Origin of the sequence: Butyrivibrio sp. LB2008, assembly GCF_000621565.1 — a bacterium.
Taxonomy (GTDB): domain Bacteria; phylum Bacillota; class Clostridia; order Lachnospirales; family Lachnospiraceae; genus Butyrivibrio.
Genome location: NZ_KK211308.1, coordinates 205,759 through 222,022 on the forward strand (window position 1 = coordinate 205,759; position 16,264 = coordinate 222,022).

Here is a 16,264-nt window from a genome sequence, read left to right on the forward strand (position 1 = left end):
GGTCCTCCTTTCGCGTTCTATTAACCGATAACCTTAACGGTTTCCTTGATTGTAACAAGTCCCTTCTTAGGTCCCGGAATAGCGCCCTTTACAAGAATAAGATTCTTGTCTGCATCTACTCTTACAACCTCGAGATTCTGAACTGTTACCTTAACACTACCCATGTGTCCGGGCATTCCCTTGCCTTTGAATACGCGGCTGGGATCTGAACTTGAACCATTAGAACCCTGATGACGGTGGAACTTGGAACCGTGAGCCATAGGTCCTCTGTGCTGACCATTCTTCTTGATAGCGCCCTGGAATCCTTTTCCCTTTGAAATAGCTGTTGCGTCAATCTTGTCGCCTTCAGCGAAAACGTCAGCCTTGATTTCTGCACCAAGTGCATACTCAGAAGCATTCTCAAGCTTGAACTCTCTTACATATCTCTTGCAAGAAACTCCTGCCTTCTTGAAATGTCCCTGCTCAGCCTTTGTTGCTCCATGGCGATGAATAATTGTCTTATTTCCGTTCTTGTCCTTGTTAACAATCTTTTCCTTCTTGTCAACAAAGCCAACCTGTACGGCACTGTATCCGTCGTTCTCAACAGTCTTGATCTGTGTTACTACACAAGGTCCTGCCTGAAGAACTGTTACAGGAATAAGTGATCCGTCCTCTTTGAAGATCTGAGTCATTCCGACTTTAGTAGCTAAAATAGCCTTCTTCATGTTTTTACCTCCTTATTACATCTACAGCGGATGCGTACTACGATCGCAATGTCGTTTAATTACCTGCAACGTTTTTGGTAATTCTCCAGTTATCACGGCATCATGCGCCTTGCATCATACTAGTAGAGGTGTGATTAGTTACTGTATTCGATAAATATGATATGTTTTATATCATTTCATCTTGATGTTGATATTTACACCTGCAGGCATCTCGAGTCTCTGAAGAGCCTCAACAGTCTTTGATGTAGGTGTGATGATATCGATAAGTCTCTTGTGTGTTCTCTGCTCGAACTGTTCTCTGGAATCTTTGTATTTGTGAACCGCTCTTAAGATAGTAACAACTTCCTTCTTAGTAGGAAGGGGTACCGGTCCGCTAACCTGAGATCCGTTCTTCTTGACTGTCTCGATAATCTTCTTGGCTGATGCATCAACAAGCTGATGATCGTAAGCCTTAAGTGTAATTCTCATTACCTGATTTGCCATAAAAAAAGTCGCCTCCTTTTCGCACTTTTATATACAAGTACGACAAGCGGTGACTGTACACTCTCCCGTGTGTGTCCTACGTCTTAACACAAATTAAGGCCATAGAATCCCTACACGTCGTTTCTGCCTTGGGTTAGTCGGCAGACTTAATTGTCTGTACAGTGACTTGTCGTCAGTTTGTTTGACCACATTAGTGGTCTCTAGACATTCGCTCCACGGAAAACCTGCTTAACTGGATGAAAGCAGCAACCTCACGCTTCATAGCTATCATGTCACAGCGTTTATGATTGTAAAACATTTTAAAAGTATATGCAACCACTTTTTATAAATTAATGACTTTTACGCAAAAATCAGTGTTTTTAGCTAGTTTTTCTTGATGTATTTTAACATCATTTCCTATCTCTCGATTTCTATATCATATAGAAGCTTCTTTATATTATAATAGGCAATGAAAATTTTACTCAGAAGGAAAAAAATATGTGGATTGCAAACGGATGGAAAGATTATGAGGTAATCGATACCTCTTCAGGTGAAAAGCTTGAGCGCTGGGGCGACTACATGCTCGTAAGACCCGATCCTCAGGTAATATGGAAAACGGACAAAAAACATTTCGGATGGAAGAAATGGAACGGACACTACCACCGCAGCAGCAAGGGCGGCGGCGAATGGGAATTCAGAAACCTCCCCGAAGAATGGACTATTAATTATAAGGAACTTACTTTTAATCTTAAGCCCTTCAGCTTCAAGCACACGGGTCTTTTCCCCGAGCAGGCTGCGAACTGGGATTGGTTCTCTTCATTAATAAAGGAAGCGAATCGCGAGATAAAAGTTTTAAATCTTTTTGCTTACACAGGCGGAGCTACCGTTTCTGCCGCTAAAGCAGGTGCCAAGGTCACACATGTTGACGCAGCCAAGGGTATGGTAGCCTGGGCAAAAGAAAATGCGGCATCTTCAGGACTTGCCGATGCACCTATAAGATATCTCGTAGACGACTGTGTGAAATTTGTCGAACGTGAGATAAGAAGAGGAAACAAATACGATGGAATAATAATGGATCCTCCTTCTTACGGAAGAGGCCCCAAAGGCGAAATCTGGAAGATTGAAGATTCGGTATTTCCGTTTATCGAACTGACATCTAATCTCTTATCAGACAATCCTCTTTTCTTCCTTATAAACTCATACACAACAGGCCTGCAGCCCGCTGTGCTCTCATATATGCTGCACACGGTACTTGACCCGATTCACCCGGGTACGATCGAAGCTAATGAGATCGGTCTTCCGGTAAAGTCAAACGGACTTGTACTTCCCTGCGGCGCAAGCGGACGCTGGACAGCAAAAAATTGATACGCAATATAATAAAGAGTCGCTTGCGACTCTTTCGCGCGTGAGCGGTATTGCGAAGCAATTATCTACCATTCCGCGAACCGCGCATCATAGCGGAGCGTTTTTATATCATAGGAAAGTTATTTCCTATGATATAAAAGCACAACCCCCGTAAAGCTCTTTTATAAGCAATACGGGGGTTGTTTTATATAAAATAAATCTCCCTACCAAATCATTCTTCTTCACCGTCTATCTTGCGCCTTATCTGTTGCATTCTAAGGTCAAGCTGGTTTATAAGATCTGCGCTGAACTTAAGATCATCGGAAATAACATCCTGATCGATAATGTCTTTTTTGTATTTCATCTTATGTTCAAGGCTTGCCCAGAAGTCCATTGCTATCGTTCTGAACTGCACTTCGACCTTCATGTACTCCTTTTCCTTAACAAGATAGATCGGAACTTCTATTATAAGATGCAAACTGCGATAGCCGCTTTTCTTCGGTTTATCTATATAGTCTTTTCTCTGAAGAACCCTTATATCGTCCTGACTTGCAAGACAATCCGCCAACATATAGATATCATCCACAAAAGAACAAACTACTCTGATTCCGGCAATATCCGATATATGGCTTTCAATATTTTCAAGCGAAAACTCCACTCCCTTGCTGCTTAGTTTCTTATATATACTAAGAGGAGTCTTAATCCTCATCTTGATCGCTTCAAACGGATTCCTGTTATTCCTAAGAGATAATTCCTTGTTTAACACATCAAGCTTGGTACGAACTTCAGACAATGCACTGTCGTACTTCATCATAAGAAGTCGAAACTCTTTGACCTGGCCTTTCATCCGGAGAATGTTCTCAAGATCTACCAGGCTCACCTCATCCCAATCATCATTTTTACTGTAATTGAGTTTGGAATAGTCGAAATGCTCTGCTGCCATATTGTATAACTCACTTTCATGTATTACTTATATTGTTAGTATAACAGCATCCGTTAAACGCAATATGAACGATTTATAAAAATTCTCCAAATCTTTGGACCTCTTTTTTTATAAAAAATCACATGAATTCTTGTATCACGCATTTATCCCAACATGCCATAAACATTGCAAACGCCACCATCACAAACATCATCAGCATAGCTGCTTTGTCATAGATTACTTTGTTTTTCTCGAAACTTGAAACAAGTATCTCAATGCCCACGCCTATCAATATGATTGGCCACAGCCTTGTTATCATTGCGATATCAAAATAACCGCCAAATGAATTAAGAATAAATGCGGCTCCAAAAACTATAAGAGTAATCCCTGCAGTTACAGTGCCCACTCTGTGTATTCTTATCGTCTCCATTTTTTCCTCCCGCTTATAATGATCGTATTCCGAAAAATCAAATCAATTACTTCCTTCGGGTACATCAACAGAATTATCATCAATTCCAAGTTCTTTCTTTTTGCCCTTAATAAGCCTTATACCAAAATATATAAATATTATAGATATAATAGTTTGAGGCACATTTCTCAAAATAGGAGCAAAACTGTTCCATATTTCTGAAGAAACAAATTCTCTGACACAGACATAAACATTTTCCCACAGCACACTTGCTCCGCCAAATATAAATACTATAGCCAGAACTCTGCGAAACTTTTCATCTTGTATCTTAACTTTTCCGGGAAGTCCGAATTCCGTCCAGATATATCTATCCTCCATTCCCATCAGCACATCCCCGTTTAATCTATACATGTTCCATGCGTGGAAAAAAGCGTAGATCCAAATTATTGCAATTGAACCTGCCGCAAATAACGAAATAAACGGCACATCCAGCATCAGCCCAATAGACGCCAGCACAAACAATGTAAACAGCGACACACCGTTTTTCATAAATCCCATATACATCTCAACCGCTCCGGGTATAAACGAGAAGCAAAAAACAAAAAATCCGTTTCTTTTCTTATATTCCATCTTCAACCTCCAAATTATCTACAAAAAAGCTGTGTATTTTACTTTTTATATTTTCTTTTTTTTCTAAGATCTCATCTCTGAACGAAGCATCACTAAAAGAAGCATCTCTTTGAGAACTGATTTTTTCCATCAGATCAATATCTCTATGTGCAACAGGAACGTAAGGAACAATGAACATTACCGCTATTGCTGCAGCGACAGCGAGAGCCACTTTCAGGCTGTATAATCTGCATTCGATTATCTTCTGCTTTTTGGTTTTCGCGACATTACCTGCTCTGTCTGCGGTGCTTACCGCATCAAGCACTTTTTCCTGAAGATGTACAGGAGCTTGTACAATATCATTAAGTTCAACATCCGAAATAAGCTTCTGTAATTCTTCATCACTCAGATATTCATGACTCATGCCAACAGTTCCTCCTTCCTGATTATTTTCTTTAACATCTCACGGGCTCTGTAGATGTGAGACTGCATCGTTTTTAGCGGTACCCCTTTTTCAAGGCTTATTTCCTTTGCAGTCTTCCCCTGGATAAAATGCCCGACAGCCGCAGTTCTGTATGGCTCATCAAGTTTGTTGCAGCTTACCAAAAATCTCTTTTCCACATCCTTGGCCATGTACGTCTCAAGAGGTCCGTACCCGGCGATTTCCATTGAAGCTTCAAGCTCGTCGTCTGCAAGTGCCACTTCTTTCGTTTCACTGCTTCGTAGATAGTCGATACATTTGTTGCTTGCGATTCTGCATATCCATGCCTTTTCGTTCTGTCCGTCAAAATCGTCAAGATGCCGGTAAGCAGCGATAAACGTTTCCTGTGCGATATCCTCTGCGGTAAAATAATCACCGGTAAGCTTAAGACAAACCGAGAAGACCAGATTTTGGTACCGATTCATAAGTTGTATTAACTTTTCTTTAGAATCATTCTTCCCCAACTTGTTCTCCTACTTTTTCTCTCTTCATATAATATAACGATTCAAACAGAAAAAAGTCTGCAAGATTTTTAAAAAATTTTGCAGACCTTTTAATTACCCGGTCAAAAAAGCTTTATCAGCTGTTTTCGTTTATATAAATTGTAACTCTCTTCTGAATAATCTTGGCAACTTCTTCCGCAGACTTTTGTCCGGCAAAAAATGCCGATGCCTCTTCGCAGATTATACCCGAAATTTCAGTATCAAATTCAATCGACGAATTTATTGAAACGGCATAATCATAAAACTTCTTGATATCTTCCTGAGAAAGAGGTTTTAATTTTACAAAATCTCCACTCGCGGGATCGTATACTTCAGCGTCACTGTTATTATCAGCGGGTTCCTTGGTAGCTTCCTGTAATTCTTCTTCGAATTTAGCCTTTACCGAAGAAAATCCACTCGATCTCTTTTGATCTGAATTCATCAGCTCTTTGATCAGATCGTAGATAACGTCCTTGTGTTCTGTTTTGCTGTTTACTCCAAGTGTGGTTCCGGCGATTACTGCCAGATTCTTACCACTGTCATTCGGGCATCCGACAAATTCAACATCTCCGTTAAACACAACCTGCTTAAGCCTAGCATATTCCCATATATCCCTAAAATCAGCGTGGTAAAAGATTCCTCTTCCTTCGATATATACCTGCTCGATGTCGCCCTCCATAACATAATCGACTTCCTCTTCTTCCTCCGGAAATTTATTTACAAAATTCAAAAAGCTTATAAATTCAGGTGTATCGAAATTGCACTTTTTATTTTTCAGGTCAAAAAACTCATCTCCGTAGAATGCCCATAAATAAGAGCACAGGTCTGTCCTGTCACTAATGGATCCAAATGCGTCTTTATAATCGGTGCCCGCACTCTGTATCAGTTTGTCGCAATCATCATATGTCAAAGAAGTCTTTCCGTTTGCATTTTCTGATTTAACCACATATGTATTTACATCAAAAGAAGGTATAAATGTATAAGTTTTACCGTTATACTTCATCATCTCGGCTATATTCGGAAGAAGTTCAATATCTCCCAAAGGTCCGCCTTTATCAAAGGCAGGTGTAAGATCAAGAAGTATTCCTTTATCAACATAGTTTCTCACAGAAGCATCCATGCCTGAAAAGCAAATGATATCCGCTGCATTCCCCGACGTAAGATCAAGGTTAAACTGTTTTATCATCTGTTCAAAATCGTTATAATCATAGAACTCGCTGTAATCTATTATCTTGATCACATACTTATCACTTGTTCTGTTAAATTCCATGATCTGACTGACAATATCATTGTCTATTCCGATACCCGATAAGGTAATAACAGTCTTATCACCGACATCCTCAGGATTAACTTTCGTAAGTTTTACAAAAGAAACGCTTTCGCTTTCATCTTTGGAATAAGGCGCAATGATCTCTTTTTCACTCAATCCGGCAAATCCCACCCATGCGATCATATCAATATCATCAGAAACAATGGACGAATCCCTGTAATCAAGAATTTTATTAAACTTGTCCGCCTCATTATCATATTTATATATTCCGTAGGAATCCTCTGCGTAGATATTACCATCTTTATCATTAAATAATTTGTAGTAGCTATCCTTGGAATCCGCAAGCTTTTTGTCCGCTTTATTATTATCTGCGTCAACTGCCACAAAGAAATCGTTGTAGTCACTGTCAAAATAACCTACAAAGAGCTTATTGTCCGGAAGTTCAACAACGCTTGTTATTGCCTCCATACCGCCAAAAAGCTTTTTATCTGCAAGAACTTTCAGACCATTCTGCTCATCACATGTCTGGATACCTGCCGTTGTGCCACATAAAAGCCCGTATTTGTCACTCCATCCCAGGCATCTGATAAAGGAAGGATCATCCGTAACTTCCTTGGTAATATCGATTTTGTAAACCGCATTTCCTGTAGGATCGATCTTTTCAATAAAAGCGTCGGCAATAGCATCCTCACCTTTGAATTCATGATAAATAAGATAGGCATTTCCCTCATTATCAAAGGCAGTTGCGGTTATGTAATCATCTTCTTTACCACCGATATTGCCGGTCTGAACATCGGATCCGTCAGGGTTAAAAGAGATATATTTATACTCTCCGCTCACAGTCTGGCAAACAGCCGCTATCTTATCTCCGCTTCGTCCAAGCGCTTTAACAGTGTCTCCTTCACCAAGGATCCCTGTAAAATCTTCCTGCTTAAAGATGCAGTTCTTATCTATCTGTTTGGCGTTCGCAAAATCCTCATCCGTGATCTTCCTTTTGCCACAACCGGTAAATGATGTTATGCAAAGGGTCAAAGCAAGGATTATGCTTGTTGTTTTCCCTATAATATTTCTTTTTCCCATTTCTCTTCTCCGTATTGTATTACTGTATTAGTTTCTTAGTACAATAATACAATAACTCCAAGACCACGGTTTTGTCAACATGTAGTTTTTAAATACCCCCGTATGCCCCCGCACAGAAAAAGGAGCCCGGCGCAAAAGCCACAGCTCCTTTACAAACACTTTTTTATATTCTATTATTTCATACTCATCGAATCCCATGTATCTGACGGAACAAGTGAGATATATGTCTTACCTGTGTTGATCTGAATCTCTTCACCGTTGTCATCATAGAATTTGGTCAGATGAGTCGCTTCATCTTTAACCCATGTGACGCTCTTGGCAACACCGTTTGTGATATACCATCCGGGCTTCCCCGAATCAATACAGTTATAGATAAGATATCCCTTAGCATCAAGCTGATTGAAATCACACTTCTGGATAAATACATTCTTAAAGCTAAGAGGCTCGCCGTCCTCTGCATCCTCATGGCGTGATCCGTACTCGTAGTACTCATACTCTTTTGTTTCATCGTTATACTTAAGCGTAGATGTATTATGCCAGAAAGGAAGCGCGATCTCCGTTACGGGATACGTCTTGTCATATACCTTTGTAAGGTCAACTTCCTTGCCGTAAGGCGCAAAGTTAAAGTGACTTCCCTCGTTCCTGTACTCGGTATAAGTTGTCGAATATGCCGGGTCGCTTTTCATACTAGAAAAGTTCTTATCCATATCTCCCTTGTAAATATACTCGGTAAACTCTCTGGGCTTCCCGTTATTGATCCTCGAAAATGTTCCCGAAAAATGCTGCGCCCAGGGATTATTTAAGTATGCATTAATATGAACCTGAGGACCTCCGTCATGGCAGAGAACCGCATCCCACTCAGCAGCAAGAAGGATATTGGTAGGACGTGTACTTCTGATACTTCCCATCTGCTCAATCTTACCCCAATCTTTCACGATGCACATAAGTCTTGTAATTCTGTCATTCTGTGTACTGTTCATCATTTCATAAACAACATCCGCTTCTGCCGTTCCATAGTGTGGAAGTGCAATCTTCTCATTGTCGACCATTACAGCGAGCGGGCGCTGATCCTTGATCTCTTCACTTATAGGCTCACCTGTAATCTCACTTAAGTACATTCCTTCCGGAATCTCGTAGTTCTCACCATCTTCCGGTGCCGCCGCCAAAGCTGTTTTGTCTTCGACAACCTCTTCAAAAGAAACCGAAAGTGACGCTTCATCCGCCCCGTTATCCTTACCGCAAGCCATAACCGAAAACGCCATGATCATGCACAATGCCGGCGCTACGATCCTATTCATTTTTTTCATACAATAACTTCTCCCGTCTTTATTTTTTTGTCAAAATTTCTTTTATTAAATCACACCCCAAAAGCCATCACATTTGCTATTGCACCGGAATATACTTCCCATTCCTCTTTCTTTTCCTTAAGCAGCTTTCTGCCTTCTTTCGTGATGCTGTAATATTTCCTTGTTTTTCCAAGATACTCCTGCTCGTAAACCTTGAGAATTCCCTTCTCTTCAAGACTATGAAGAAGCGGATACAAAGTTCCCGCCTTAAACTCAAAGACGTTCTGCGATTTCTTTCTTAATGTGTCTATCATTTCATAACCATACATGTCTTTTTCCGAAAGTAATTTCAGAACCAACATTGTGCTGCTGCCTGTCAAAAGAGATTTATCTACTGCCATTCTATCCTCCTAAAGCACCGCCCCGGGCACTTATCAATCAATAAACTCAACTTTTCCAATAACCCATCTCAAGATTCAAGATCCTTAACCTTACCCGAAACTCCGATATCCACGTGTTTCGAATAAGCATCCTTATATTTGTACACGCTTACCAGTATTCCCAGGAATACATACGAGATCACAATATTGTTGCTTGAGATAAATGGGAAAAAAGATACATAAAACTCCGGAATTATTCCAAATCCCACAATAATGTTGGCAATAGCATTTACCGCGATCCACATCAAGCAGCCGCATCCCATGGCCTGTCCCAGCTGATTCTTTGACTTTGATATACTGACGAACCCAAAAACAATAAGCGACGCCACTGTCATTACAACCAAAAATCCAACGATCAGTCCCCAGGCCGCCGAGACATAGGTCAAAACATACGTATCTATCGGAGAAGTAATACAACCTCTTAATTGCATAACCTTGTCTCCGCCCCAAAAATGCAGTTCTCCTCCTCCAAATAACTTCATAGCATCCATAACCGATTTCATATTATTACTTTGTGCAGTTATGTATCCGCCAAATACATTTCGGGTAAAATAGAGCAAATATATAATAAAAGCTAACCATACAGATATGATCGAAGGAATCTTTCGAACCTTTATCCAGTCCTTTTTTATTGCATAAGTCAGCTGAACAAGCATACTTCCGACTACTATAAATGCACGCATATTATAATATCTGAACGGAACAAACGGTATGATCCTTGGTATAAATATCCAAAGAAGAGCCTTTATAAGTCCTCCGTATGACTGCCCTCTGTATTTATAGAGTATTCCGGCATAGAGAGGAATAAGCAAAAACATCAGCGCATATGAAAAACTGATACATTTACTCAATAAATGAATTATTGCTTCTCCCTGATTAGTAAAGAATAATTCACCATTGGGCCCTTTCTCAGTAAAAAAGTTTTTAAGAAAGTCACTTCCGTAAAACGTGCCCAGATAAGCAACCACAATTATAACCGCAATTCTCCTGGAATACTTAGCAACCGTTGTATAATCCACAAGATACAAAAATAACATTGCAGTTATCCCCAAAACAGTGTAGATAATAAACGATCTGCCATCAGTTTCGAACCCCGGCATATCATAAATACTGTGTATAAGTGAATCATTCGCGATATACAGATGAATCATTGTTCCGATCACACCGACAAGTACCGCTGCAACTATAACGCCCCACGCTATCTGAGGTCTGTGAACCTTATCCAGCTCAATCCCGACACCGACGGGATCTCCCATATCTTCAACCGCACTTTTTTCTGCGGTTTCCTTATCCATTCCACCTGCAATATTCTCTTCTATCTGATCTTCTATATGCAATCTTATCTCATCGCTTATAACCTTGTGAGCTTTTTCAAATCGTATCTGCTCAAGTAATTTTTTTATATACTCTTCCATTTTTGTAAAACCCTCTGAACCCTGTATATTTATCAAAACTCCCGTTACATACCGTATGCCAGCACGCTGACGATAGCGCCCGAATACTCATTCCACTCCTCAGTCTTAGTCTTTAAGAGCTTTCTTCCCTCTTTTGTGATACTGTAATATTTCCTTGTCTTGCCAAGGTATTCCTGCTCATATGATTTGAGCATTCCCTTTTCCTCAAGGCCATGTAAAAGAGGATAAAGAGTCCCCGCCTTGAACTCGAAGACGTTCTGTGACTTCTTCCTCAAGGTGTCTATCATCTCATATCCATACATATCTTTTTCCGAAAGTAATTTTAAAACCAGCATTGTGCTGCTGCCCGTTAAAAGAGATTTATCTACAGCCATTTTTATTCCTCCTTGCGCTGTGCCTCTCGTGACCTTTTATAAACATGTTTATCATTTTAAACTGCAAAATCTTTATCTTTGCTGCGAATTGAAATATCCACGTGTTCCGGATATGCGTTCTTATATTTGTAAATGCTCAGTATTATTCCAAGAAAAGCATACGGCACAACAACTACCGCGCTTGAATAGTTTGAAAAAAATGGAATAAAGCCATCTACAATAGCAGGAAGTGTTATAAAGTCCGAACTAATACCGCAGACCGCATTCATTGCCAGCCACATCATACAACCGCTTCCCATAATGAGTCCCAATTGATTCTTTGTCTTTGATACAGCAACAAATCCTAAGACAATCAGCCCCGCAACAGCTGCAATAACAGCAAATGCCGCAACCAGTCCCCAAACTGCCGCAATATCAAAAGTTATATCGCCGACATCAACAATATACAGTTTGGTAAGCACAGGCACCGTACCATCAAAATAATTTATAGTACCGTTTCCAAACAGCTTCATCGCCTTAACTGTATCTGCAGCTCTTTTATAATCAAATCTAAGCGATAATACCCATCTAAGACCATTCATTGTATCTTGATCAAAAAGGGTGTGTTTATACATGAACATTGTGATTCCGGCCGGAACTACCGTAAGTAATGTCCATACAGAAATCATTGACGGTATCTTGAGAACTATTATCCACTCTTTTTTTATTGCAACCGAAAGCTCAATGAGCATGCAGATTGCTATTATAATGGCTGAAGAATACATGCTCCCGAATGAGCCACACATATATGTTAGAACTATCCAAACAAGCGACTTAAAAAGTGCAGTGTACTTCTGACCTTTATATTTATATAAAATCCCTGCAAAAAGCGGAATCATAAAATATATCAACATAGGTAATGTCACAAAAAACGATAAATATCTGTGCAAAAAAGGTATCTCTGCAAATGAATTTGCAATAATCATCTCTCTTGTACTTTTATAAGCAAAGTAAACGGCTATTCTGGTTGCGATCACAAAAATAGCTATTATCTCGGAATACTTTGCTATAACTGTATAGTCTATAAGATACAAGATCATCATTACTGCTATTCCCAAAACAACATTAATGATAAATGAAGCATATCCCCGGTCATTATATCCCGAAACAAAATATTGACTATAGCCACCTTCTATTTCTTTTTTCAACAGTATATTGATCACAAGCCCTATAACGCCTAAAACTATCGCAGTTACCATAACTCCCCAAGCAATCTGCGGTCTGTGTATCTTATCAAGAGAGATTCCAGTTTCTACAGGATCTCCCATGTCTTCGACTGCGGCCTTCTCAGCAGCCTCCTTTTCCATCCCCTCTGAAATATTCTCTTCAATCTGGTCTTCTATGTGCGATCTGATCTCATCCCCGATAGCTTTGTGAGCTTTCTCAAATCTCACCTGTTCAAGTAATTTCTTTATGTATTCTTCCATGTGTCAAACTCCGTATTACGACTCAAAACTTTTATGTTACTGCGAATTCTTATATCTACATGCTTTGGGTAAGCATTCTTGTATTTGTATATGCTCAGTATTATTCCAAGCAGAGCATAGGATGCAACCACCTTGTGATTTGATATAAATGGGAAAAAAGATGTGTGATAAAATGACGGCAATAATCCAAAACTGACACATATATTAAAAAGTGCATTAACCGTAAGCCACATCATACAGCCGCTTCCCATTACAACTCCCAATTGATTCTTTGTCTTTGAAGTGGCGACAAATCCAAAAATGATCAGAGCCGCAACCACAAAAATAATTGCAAATGCAAATGCTCCTCCCATAGCTGCTGCAGTTTTTGTTATCACATAACTTTTTTCATCGGCCCCGCCGCTAATCCGTGAATTGATAAGTTTTAGTGTCGATACAGTGATATCTCCATCCAAATAACTTACCGTGCCGCTTCCAAAAAGCTTTGTTCCGCTCAATAATTCTTTTACATTTCTTTTGGAAGTATCCGGTCCAAAAATTGATCTGACCATGGTCATTTTTCTCAAATCTAAAATTTTGTTGTTATACAAGAATCTAACCAAAACTACAGGTATCACTGTAGACAATGACCATACCGCCGCAATTGCCGGTATCTTTGGAACTTTTATCCATTCTTTCTGTATCGCGATTGTAAGTTCAACAAGTAAGCAGATTACAATCACAAGCGAACGATATTCCTGATTGTTTACTCCCGCTCCTGCCGCCACAATGCCGGTAACTATTATCCAGATAAGCGATTTTATCAATCCATCATACTTCTGCCCTTTATACTTGTAGATTATTCCTGCAAAAAGTGGCACAAGTAAAAAATTCGCGGTCCCGACCAGCTAAAGAATTTCTCCAAAGAAGTATACTCGATTGGCTCATTATTTAAAAATGCATCCATGTTCTCCATTCTTTTACATAATGCATAGTTCTTTATCGTATAAGAAATCAATAATATGACTGCTGCTACCTTGGAATACTTTGCAACCACCGTATAATCTATAAGAAAAAAGATAAGCATTACAGCGATTCCGCACACAACGTTGTAAATATAATAACCTGTATCATCTACAGTTATATTTCCCAATATTTCAATTTCCGAGCTATACGATGTCGGCACTTTATTTAAAAAGAGATGTATTATTACTCCCAAAATGCCTACACCAATTGCTGCAATTATTACGCCCCACGCTATCTGCGGTCTGTGAACTTTATCAAGTGCAACTCCTGTTTCAACAGGATCTCCCATGTCCTGAACAGCACTTTTCTCAGCAGTTTCTTTGTCCATACCTTCGGAAATATTGGCTTCTATCTGATCTTCTATATGCGATCTGATTTCATCCCCAATAGCTTTATGAGATTTTTCAAACCTGACCTGTTCAAGTAATTTCTTTATATACTCTTCCATTTATCACAACCTCATTTGCCAAGATGCCCCCACTAATGTGTTGACACGCTGACTTTTGATTAATTATTTCACAAGTAATTTATCAAATTGTCAACGTGTCAGCACACTATATTTCTGTATCATTTCCCTCTTTTCTATCTTTTGATATACTATAATATTTTCTCATTTTCCCGCAACAGAGCTGCTCATATGAATTGAGCGTCCCGTCGCCTTCGAGACCATGAAGAAGGGGATAAAGCATTCCGGCTTTTTTATCAAAAACATTCAGCGATCTCTTTCTGAGAGTCCTTATCATCTCAAATCCATACATATCTTTTTCTGAAAGTAATTTTAACACCAACGCTGCATTGTTTTCATTCAACAACGATTTTTCTTCCGCCATTTCTTTTTTATCCTCCTTGTATCGTGCGCTTTGTTATTATGCCTTAATATCCTGTCCTTTGTGCTTATCTTCCATACTCGCAAGGATATCACTTCTCATGTCATAAACATTAAACGTAAGAAGAATCGCGAATAACCACATCAATAAAACCAATACCAAGAACACATCAAATAAATTCATATAATTGCTTATGGCAATAATTAACATACATCCCGTCATTATCGACGTCCTCCTTCAATATGCTCGCCTTTGTTTTATTTCATATTTCATGTTCCCATATCTCTGATTTAAGTACGGATACTGATATCCACATGTTTGGAATATGCATCCTTGTATTTATATATACTTAGCAATATTCCAAGTGCCACATAAGCATACAGGCTCATTGAAGATGATGATATGAACGGTAAAAAAGTTGCGTATGCACAATTAAGCGGCAACATCCCAAATGATCCCCAAATATTGATTATCGCATTTGCAGCAAGCCACATGATACATCCCATGCCCATAACATATCCCAATTGGTTCTTACATTTGGATATAGCAACCAATCCACAGACAATAAGGCCGATCACGATCATAAATACCGCCCCCCCGGCAGCCACACCCCAAGTTGTCGAAATGTAAGTCAGGACAAAAGATTCATCAGGATTGGGAACAAATGAACTTGCCGGTATATGCACATTCCCCCAACCTTTATACATGCCTCCGCCGAACAAATACATTGAATCAATAATATATTTAATTGATCTGTTCCATGACATATAAAGGGATTCATCTCCTGACTCTGCAATCCCGGCTCTTATGTTCAAAATTATCAATAAAACATAAGCTAACCACATACAGATAAGTACCGGAGTCTTCCTTACCTTTATCCATTCCTTCTTTATCGCGATTGAAAGCTGTAAAAGCATACTTCCCAAAATCGCAGCATAGTACACACCTCGAGAAAAAGAAAAAATAAATGGGAGTATCATCCAGGAAAGAGCCTTAAACAGTGCCTTATAACTCTGTCCTCTGTACTTATAGATTATTCCTGCATATAGCGGAACCAATAACAACATTCCCATATTTGATCTTAATAGATACCCAATCTCACCAAGAAAACGAAGTAGTTTAGGATATTCATAATAACCAAGATCCACACCTGTACCTGCAGTCTTAACGAACCAATATAATTTAAGAGGAAGGTATGTGATCAAAAAAAACATTACAAATACTGTCGCTATAACATTTGAATACTTTGAAATCACCGTATAATCCAGCAAATACACAGAAAGCATTATTCCAATTCCTACAACAGTTCTTGCCAAAAAGGTGTACCCATTTAAAGGATTAACCGATCTAGATGTCATCTGCACCGAAAAATACTGCATTGTTGTATCGTTAGCAAGGAAAAATTGTATCATGGTTCCGATCAATCCTACTCCTATAGCAGCCAGTACCACTCCCCACGCCAGTTTAGGTCTGTGAACTTTATCAAGAGCGATTCCGGCTTCTACGGGATCTCCCATATCTTCAACGGCTTGTTTCTCAGCAGTGTCTCTATCCATTCCTTCGGAGAGATTCGCTTCTATCTGATCTTCGATATGCGACCTTATCTCTTCTGCTATTGTCTTGTGAGCCTTTTGAAACCTTACTTGCTCCAACAACAACTTTATATATTCTTCCATTTTTACACTCCA

Annotated in this window: 19 protein-coding genes; 1 reads left to right on the forward strand and 18 read right to left on the reverse strand. The window is 39.4% G+C overall.

Annotated elements, in window-relative coordinates:
• Positions 1-20: 20 nt before the first annotated feature.
• Together rplC and rpsJ are read right to left on the reverse strand one after the other, a co-directional pair.
• Positions 21-704: a 50S ribosomal protein L3 gene (rplC, locus tag T356_RS0117475; protein ID WP_026515616.1), complete on the reverse strand. Its 684-nt coding sequence runs from the start codon at positions 702-704 to the stop codon at positions 21-23.
• Positions 705-875: 171 nt separating this feature from the next.
• The gene (gene rpsJ / locus T356_RS0117480; RefSeq protein WP_013279995.1) at positions 876-1,187 is read right to left on the reverse strand and encodes a 30S ribosomal protein S10; all 312 of its coding nucleotides are present in this window, start codon (positions 1,185-1,187) and stop codon (positions 876-878) included.
• Between the two features lie 477 nt (positions 1,188-1,664).
• Between rpsJ and T356_RS0117485 the strand changes: the two genes are divergently transcribed.
• Positions 1,665-2,531 carry a class I SAM-dependent methyltransferase gene (locus tag T356_RS0117485; protein ID WP_026515617.1) on the forward strand — a complete coding sequence of 289 codons (867 nt, stop codon included), beginning with the start codon at positions 1,665-1,667 and terminating at the stop codon, positions 2,529-2,531.
• 211 nt (positions 2,532-2,742) lie between these two features.
• Here the strand turns inward: T356_RS0117485 and T356_RS0117490 are convergent, their stop codons facing one another.
• The 16 genes from T356_RS0117490 to T356_RS0117565 all read right to left on the reverse strand — a co-directional run bounded on the left by T356_RS0117490 (position 2,743) and on the right by T356_RS0117565 (position 16,252).
• The gene (locus tag T356_RS0117490; RefSeq protein WP_081777906.1) at positions 2,743-3,453 is read right to left on the reverse strand and encodes a GTP pyrophosphokinase; all 711 of its coding nucleotides are present in this window, start codon (positions 3,451-3,453) and stop codon (positions 2,743-2,745) included.
• Between the two features lie 118 nt (positions 3,454-3,571).
• Complete coding sequence (locus T356_RS19975; protein ID WP_051563534.1) at positions 3,572-3,862, reverse strand: LiaF transmembrane domain-containing protein; 291 nt, start codon at positions 3,860-3,862, stop codon at positions 3,572-3,574.
• A 42-nt stretch (positions 3,863-3,904) separates the two neighbouring features.
• Positions 3,905-4,471: a hypothetical protein gene (locus T356_RS0117500; RefSeq protein WP_026515619.1), complete on the reverse strand. Its 567-nt coding sequence runs from the start codon at positions 4,469-4,471 to the stop codon at positions 3,905-3,907.
• Positions 4,461-4,874, reverse strand: coding sequence for a hypothetical protein (locus tag T356_RS0117505; RefSeq protein WP_026515620.1), 414 nt, complete (start codon positions 4,872-4,874; stop codon positions 4,461-4,463). The genes T356_RS0117500 and T356_RS0117505 overlap by 11 nt, the downstream gene beginning before the upstream one ends.
• Positions 4,871-5,395: an RNA polymerase sigma factor gene (locus tag T356_RS0117510; RefSeq protein ID WP_026515621.1), complete on the reverse strand. Its 525-nt coding sequence runs from the start codon at positions 5,393-5,395 to the stop codon at positions 4,871-4,873. The genes T356_RS0117505 and T356_RS0117510 overlap by 4 nt, the downstream gene beginning before the upstream one ends.
• A 115-nt stretch (positions 5,396-5,510) precedes the next feature.
• Positions 5,511-7,763 (reverse strand): ABC transporter substrate-binding protein, encoded by a 2,253-nt coding sequence (locus T356_RS0117515; protein WP_026515622.1) that lies wholly within the window; start codon positions 7,761-7,763, stop codon positions 5,511-5,513.
• A gap of 173 nt (positions 7,764-7,936) precedes the next feature.
• Positions 7,937-9,070: a DUF3048 domain-containing protein gene (locus tag T356_RS0117520; RefSeq protein ID WP_081777907.1), complete on the reverse strand. Its 1,134-nt coding sequence runs from the start codon at positions 9,068-9,070 to the stop codon at positions 7,937-7,939.
• Between the two features lie 50 nt (positions 9,071-9,120).
• Entirely contained in the window at positions 9,121-9,450 is a 330-nt protein-coding gene (locus tag T356_RS0117525) for a PadR family transcriptional regulator (RefSeq protein ID WP_026515624.1), read from the reverse strand.
• 68 nt (positions 9,451-9,518) lie between these two features.
• Positions 9,519-10,904 carry a permease prefix domain 1-containing protein gene (locus tag T356_RS0117530; RefSeq protein ID WP_026515625.1) on the reverse strand — a complete coding sequence of 462 codons (1,386 nt, stop codon included), beginning with the start codon at positions 10,902-10,904 and terminating at the stop codon, positions 9,519-9,521.
• A gap of 44 nt (positions 10,905-10,948) precedes the next feature.
• On the reverse strand, positions 10,949-11,278 hold the full coding sequence (locus tag T356_RS0117535) for a PadR family transcriptional regulator (RefSeq protein ID WP_026515626.1): 330 nt from the start codon (positions 11,276-11,278) through the stop codon (positions 10,949-10,951).
• A gap of 56 nt (positions 11,279-11,334) precedes the next feature.
• Entirely contained in the window at positions 11,335-12,744 is a 1,410-nt protein-coding gene (locus T356_RS0117540; protein WP_026515627.1) for a permease prefix domain 1-containing protein, read from the reverse strand.
• Positions 12,729-13,604, reverse strand: coding sequence for a hypothetical protein (locus T356_RS0117545; protein WP_026515628.1), 876 nt, complete (start codon positions 13,602-13,604; stop codon positions 12,729-12,731). The genes T356_RS0117540 and T356_RS0117545 overlap by 16 nt, the downstream gene beginning before the upstream one ends.
• A complete protein-coding gene (locus T356_RS0117550; protein ID WP_026515629.1) occupies positions 13,583-14,197 on the reverse strand; it encodes a permease prefix domain 1-containing protein in 615 nt (204 codons plus the stop codon). Before T356_RS0117550 ends, T356_RS0117545 begins: the two co-directional genes overlap by 22 nt.
• A 106-nt stretch (positions 14,198-14,303) precedes the next feature.
• A complete protein-coding gene (locus T356_RS19980; RefSeq protein ID WP_051563535.1) occupies positions 14,304-14,579 on the reverse strand; it encodes a PadR family transcriptional regulator in 276 nt (91 codons plus the stop codon).
• A gap of 36 nt (positions 14,580-14,615) precedes the next feature.
• Complete coding sequence (locus tag T356_RS0117560) at positions 14,616-14,798, reverse strand: hypothetical protein (protein ID WP_026515630.1); 183 nt, start codon at positions 14,796-14,798, stop codon at positions 14,616-14,618.
• 68 nt (positions 14,799-14,866) lie between these two features.
• On the reverse strand, positions 14,867-16,252 hold the full coding sequence (locus tag T356_RS0117565; RefSeq protein ID WP_026515631.1) for a permease prefix domain 1-containing protein: 1,386 nt from the start codon (positions 16,250-16,252) through the stop codon (positions 14,867-14,869).
• Positions 16,253-16,264: the final 12 nt, after the last annotated feature.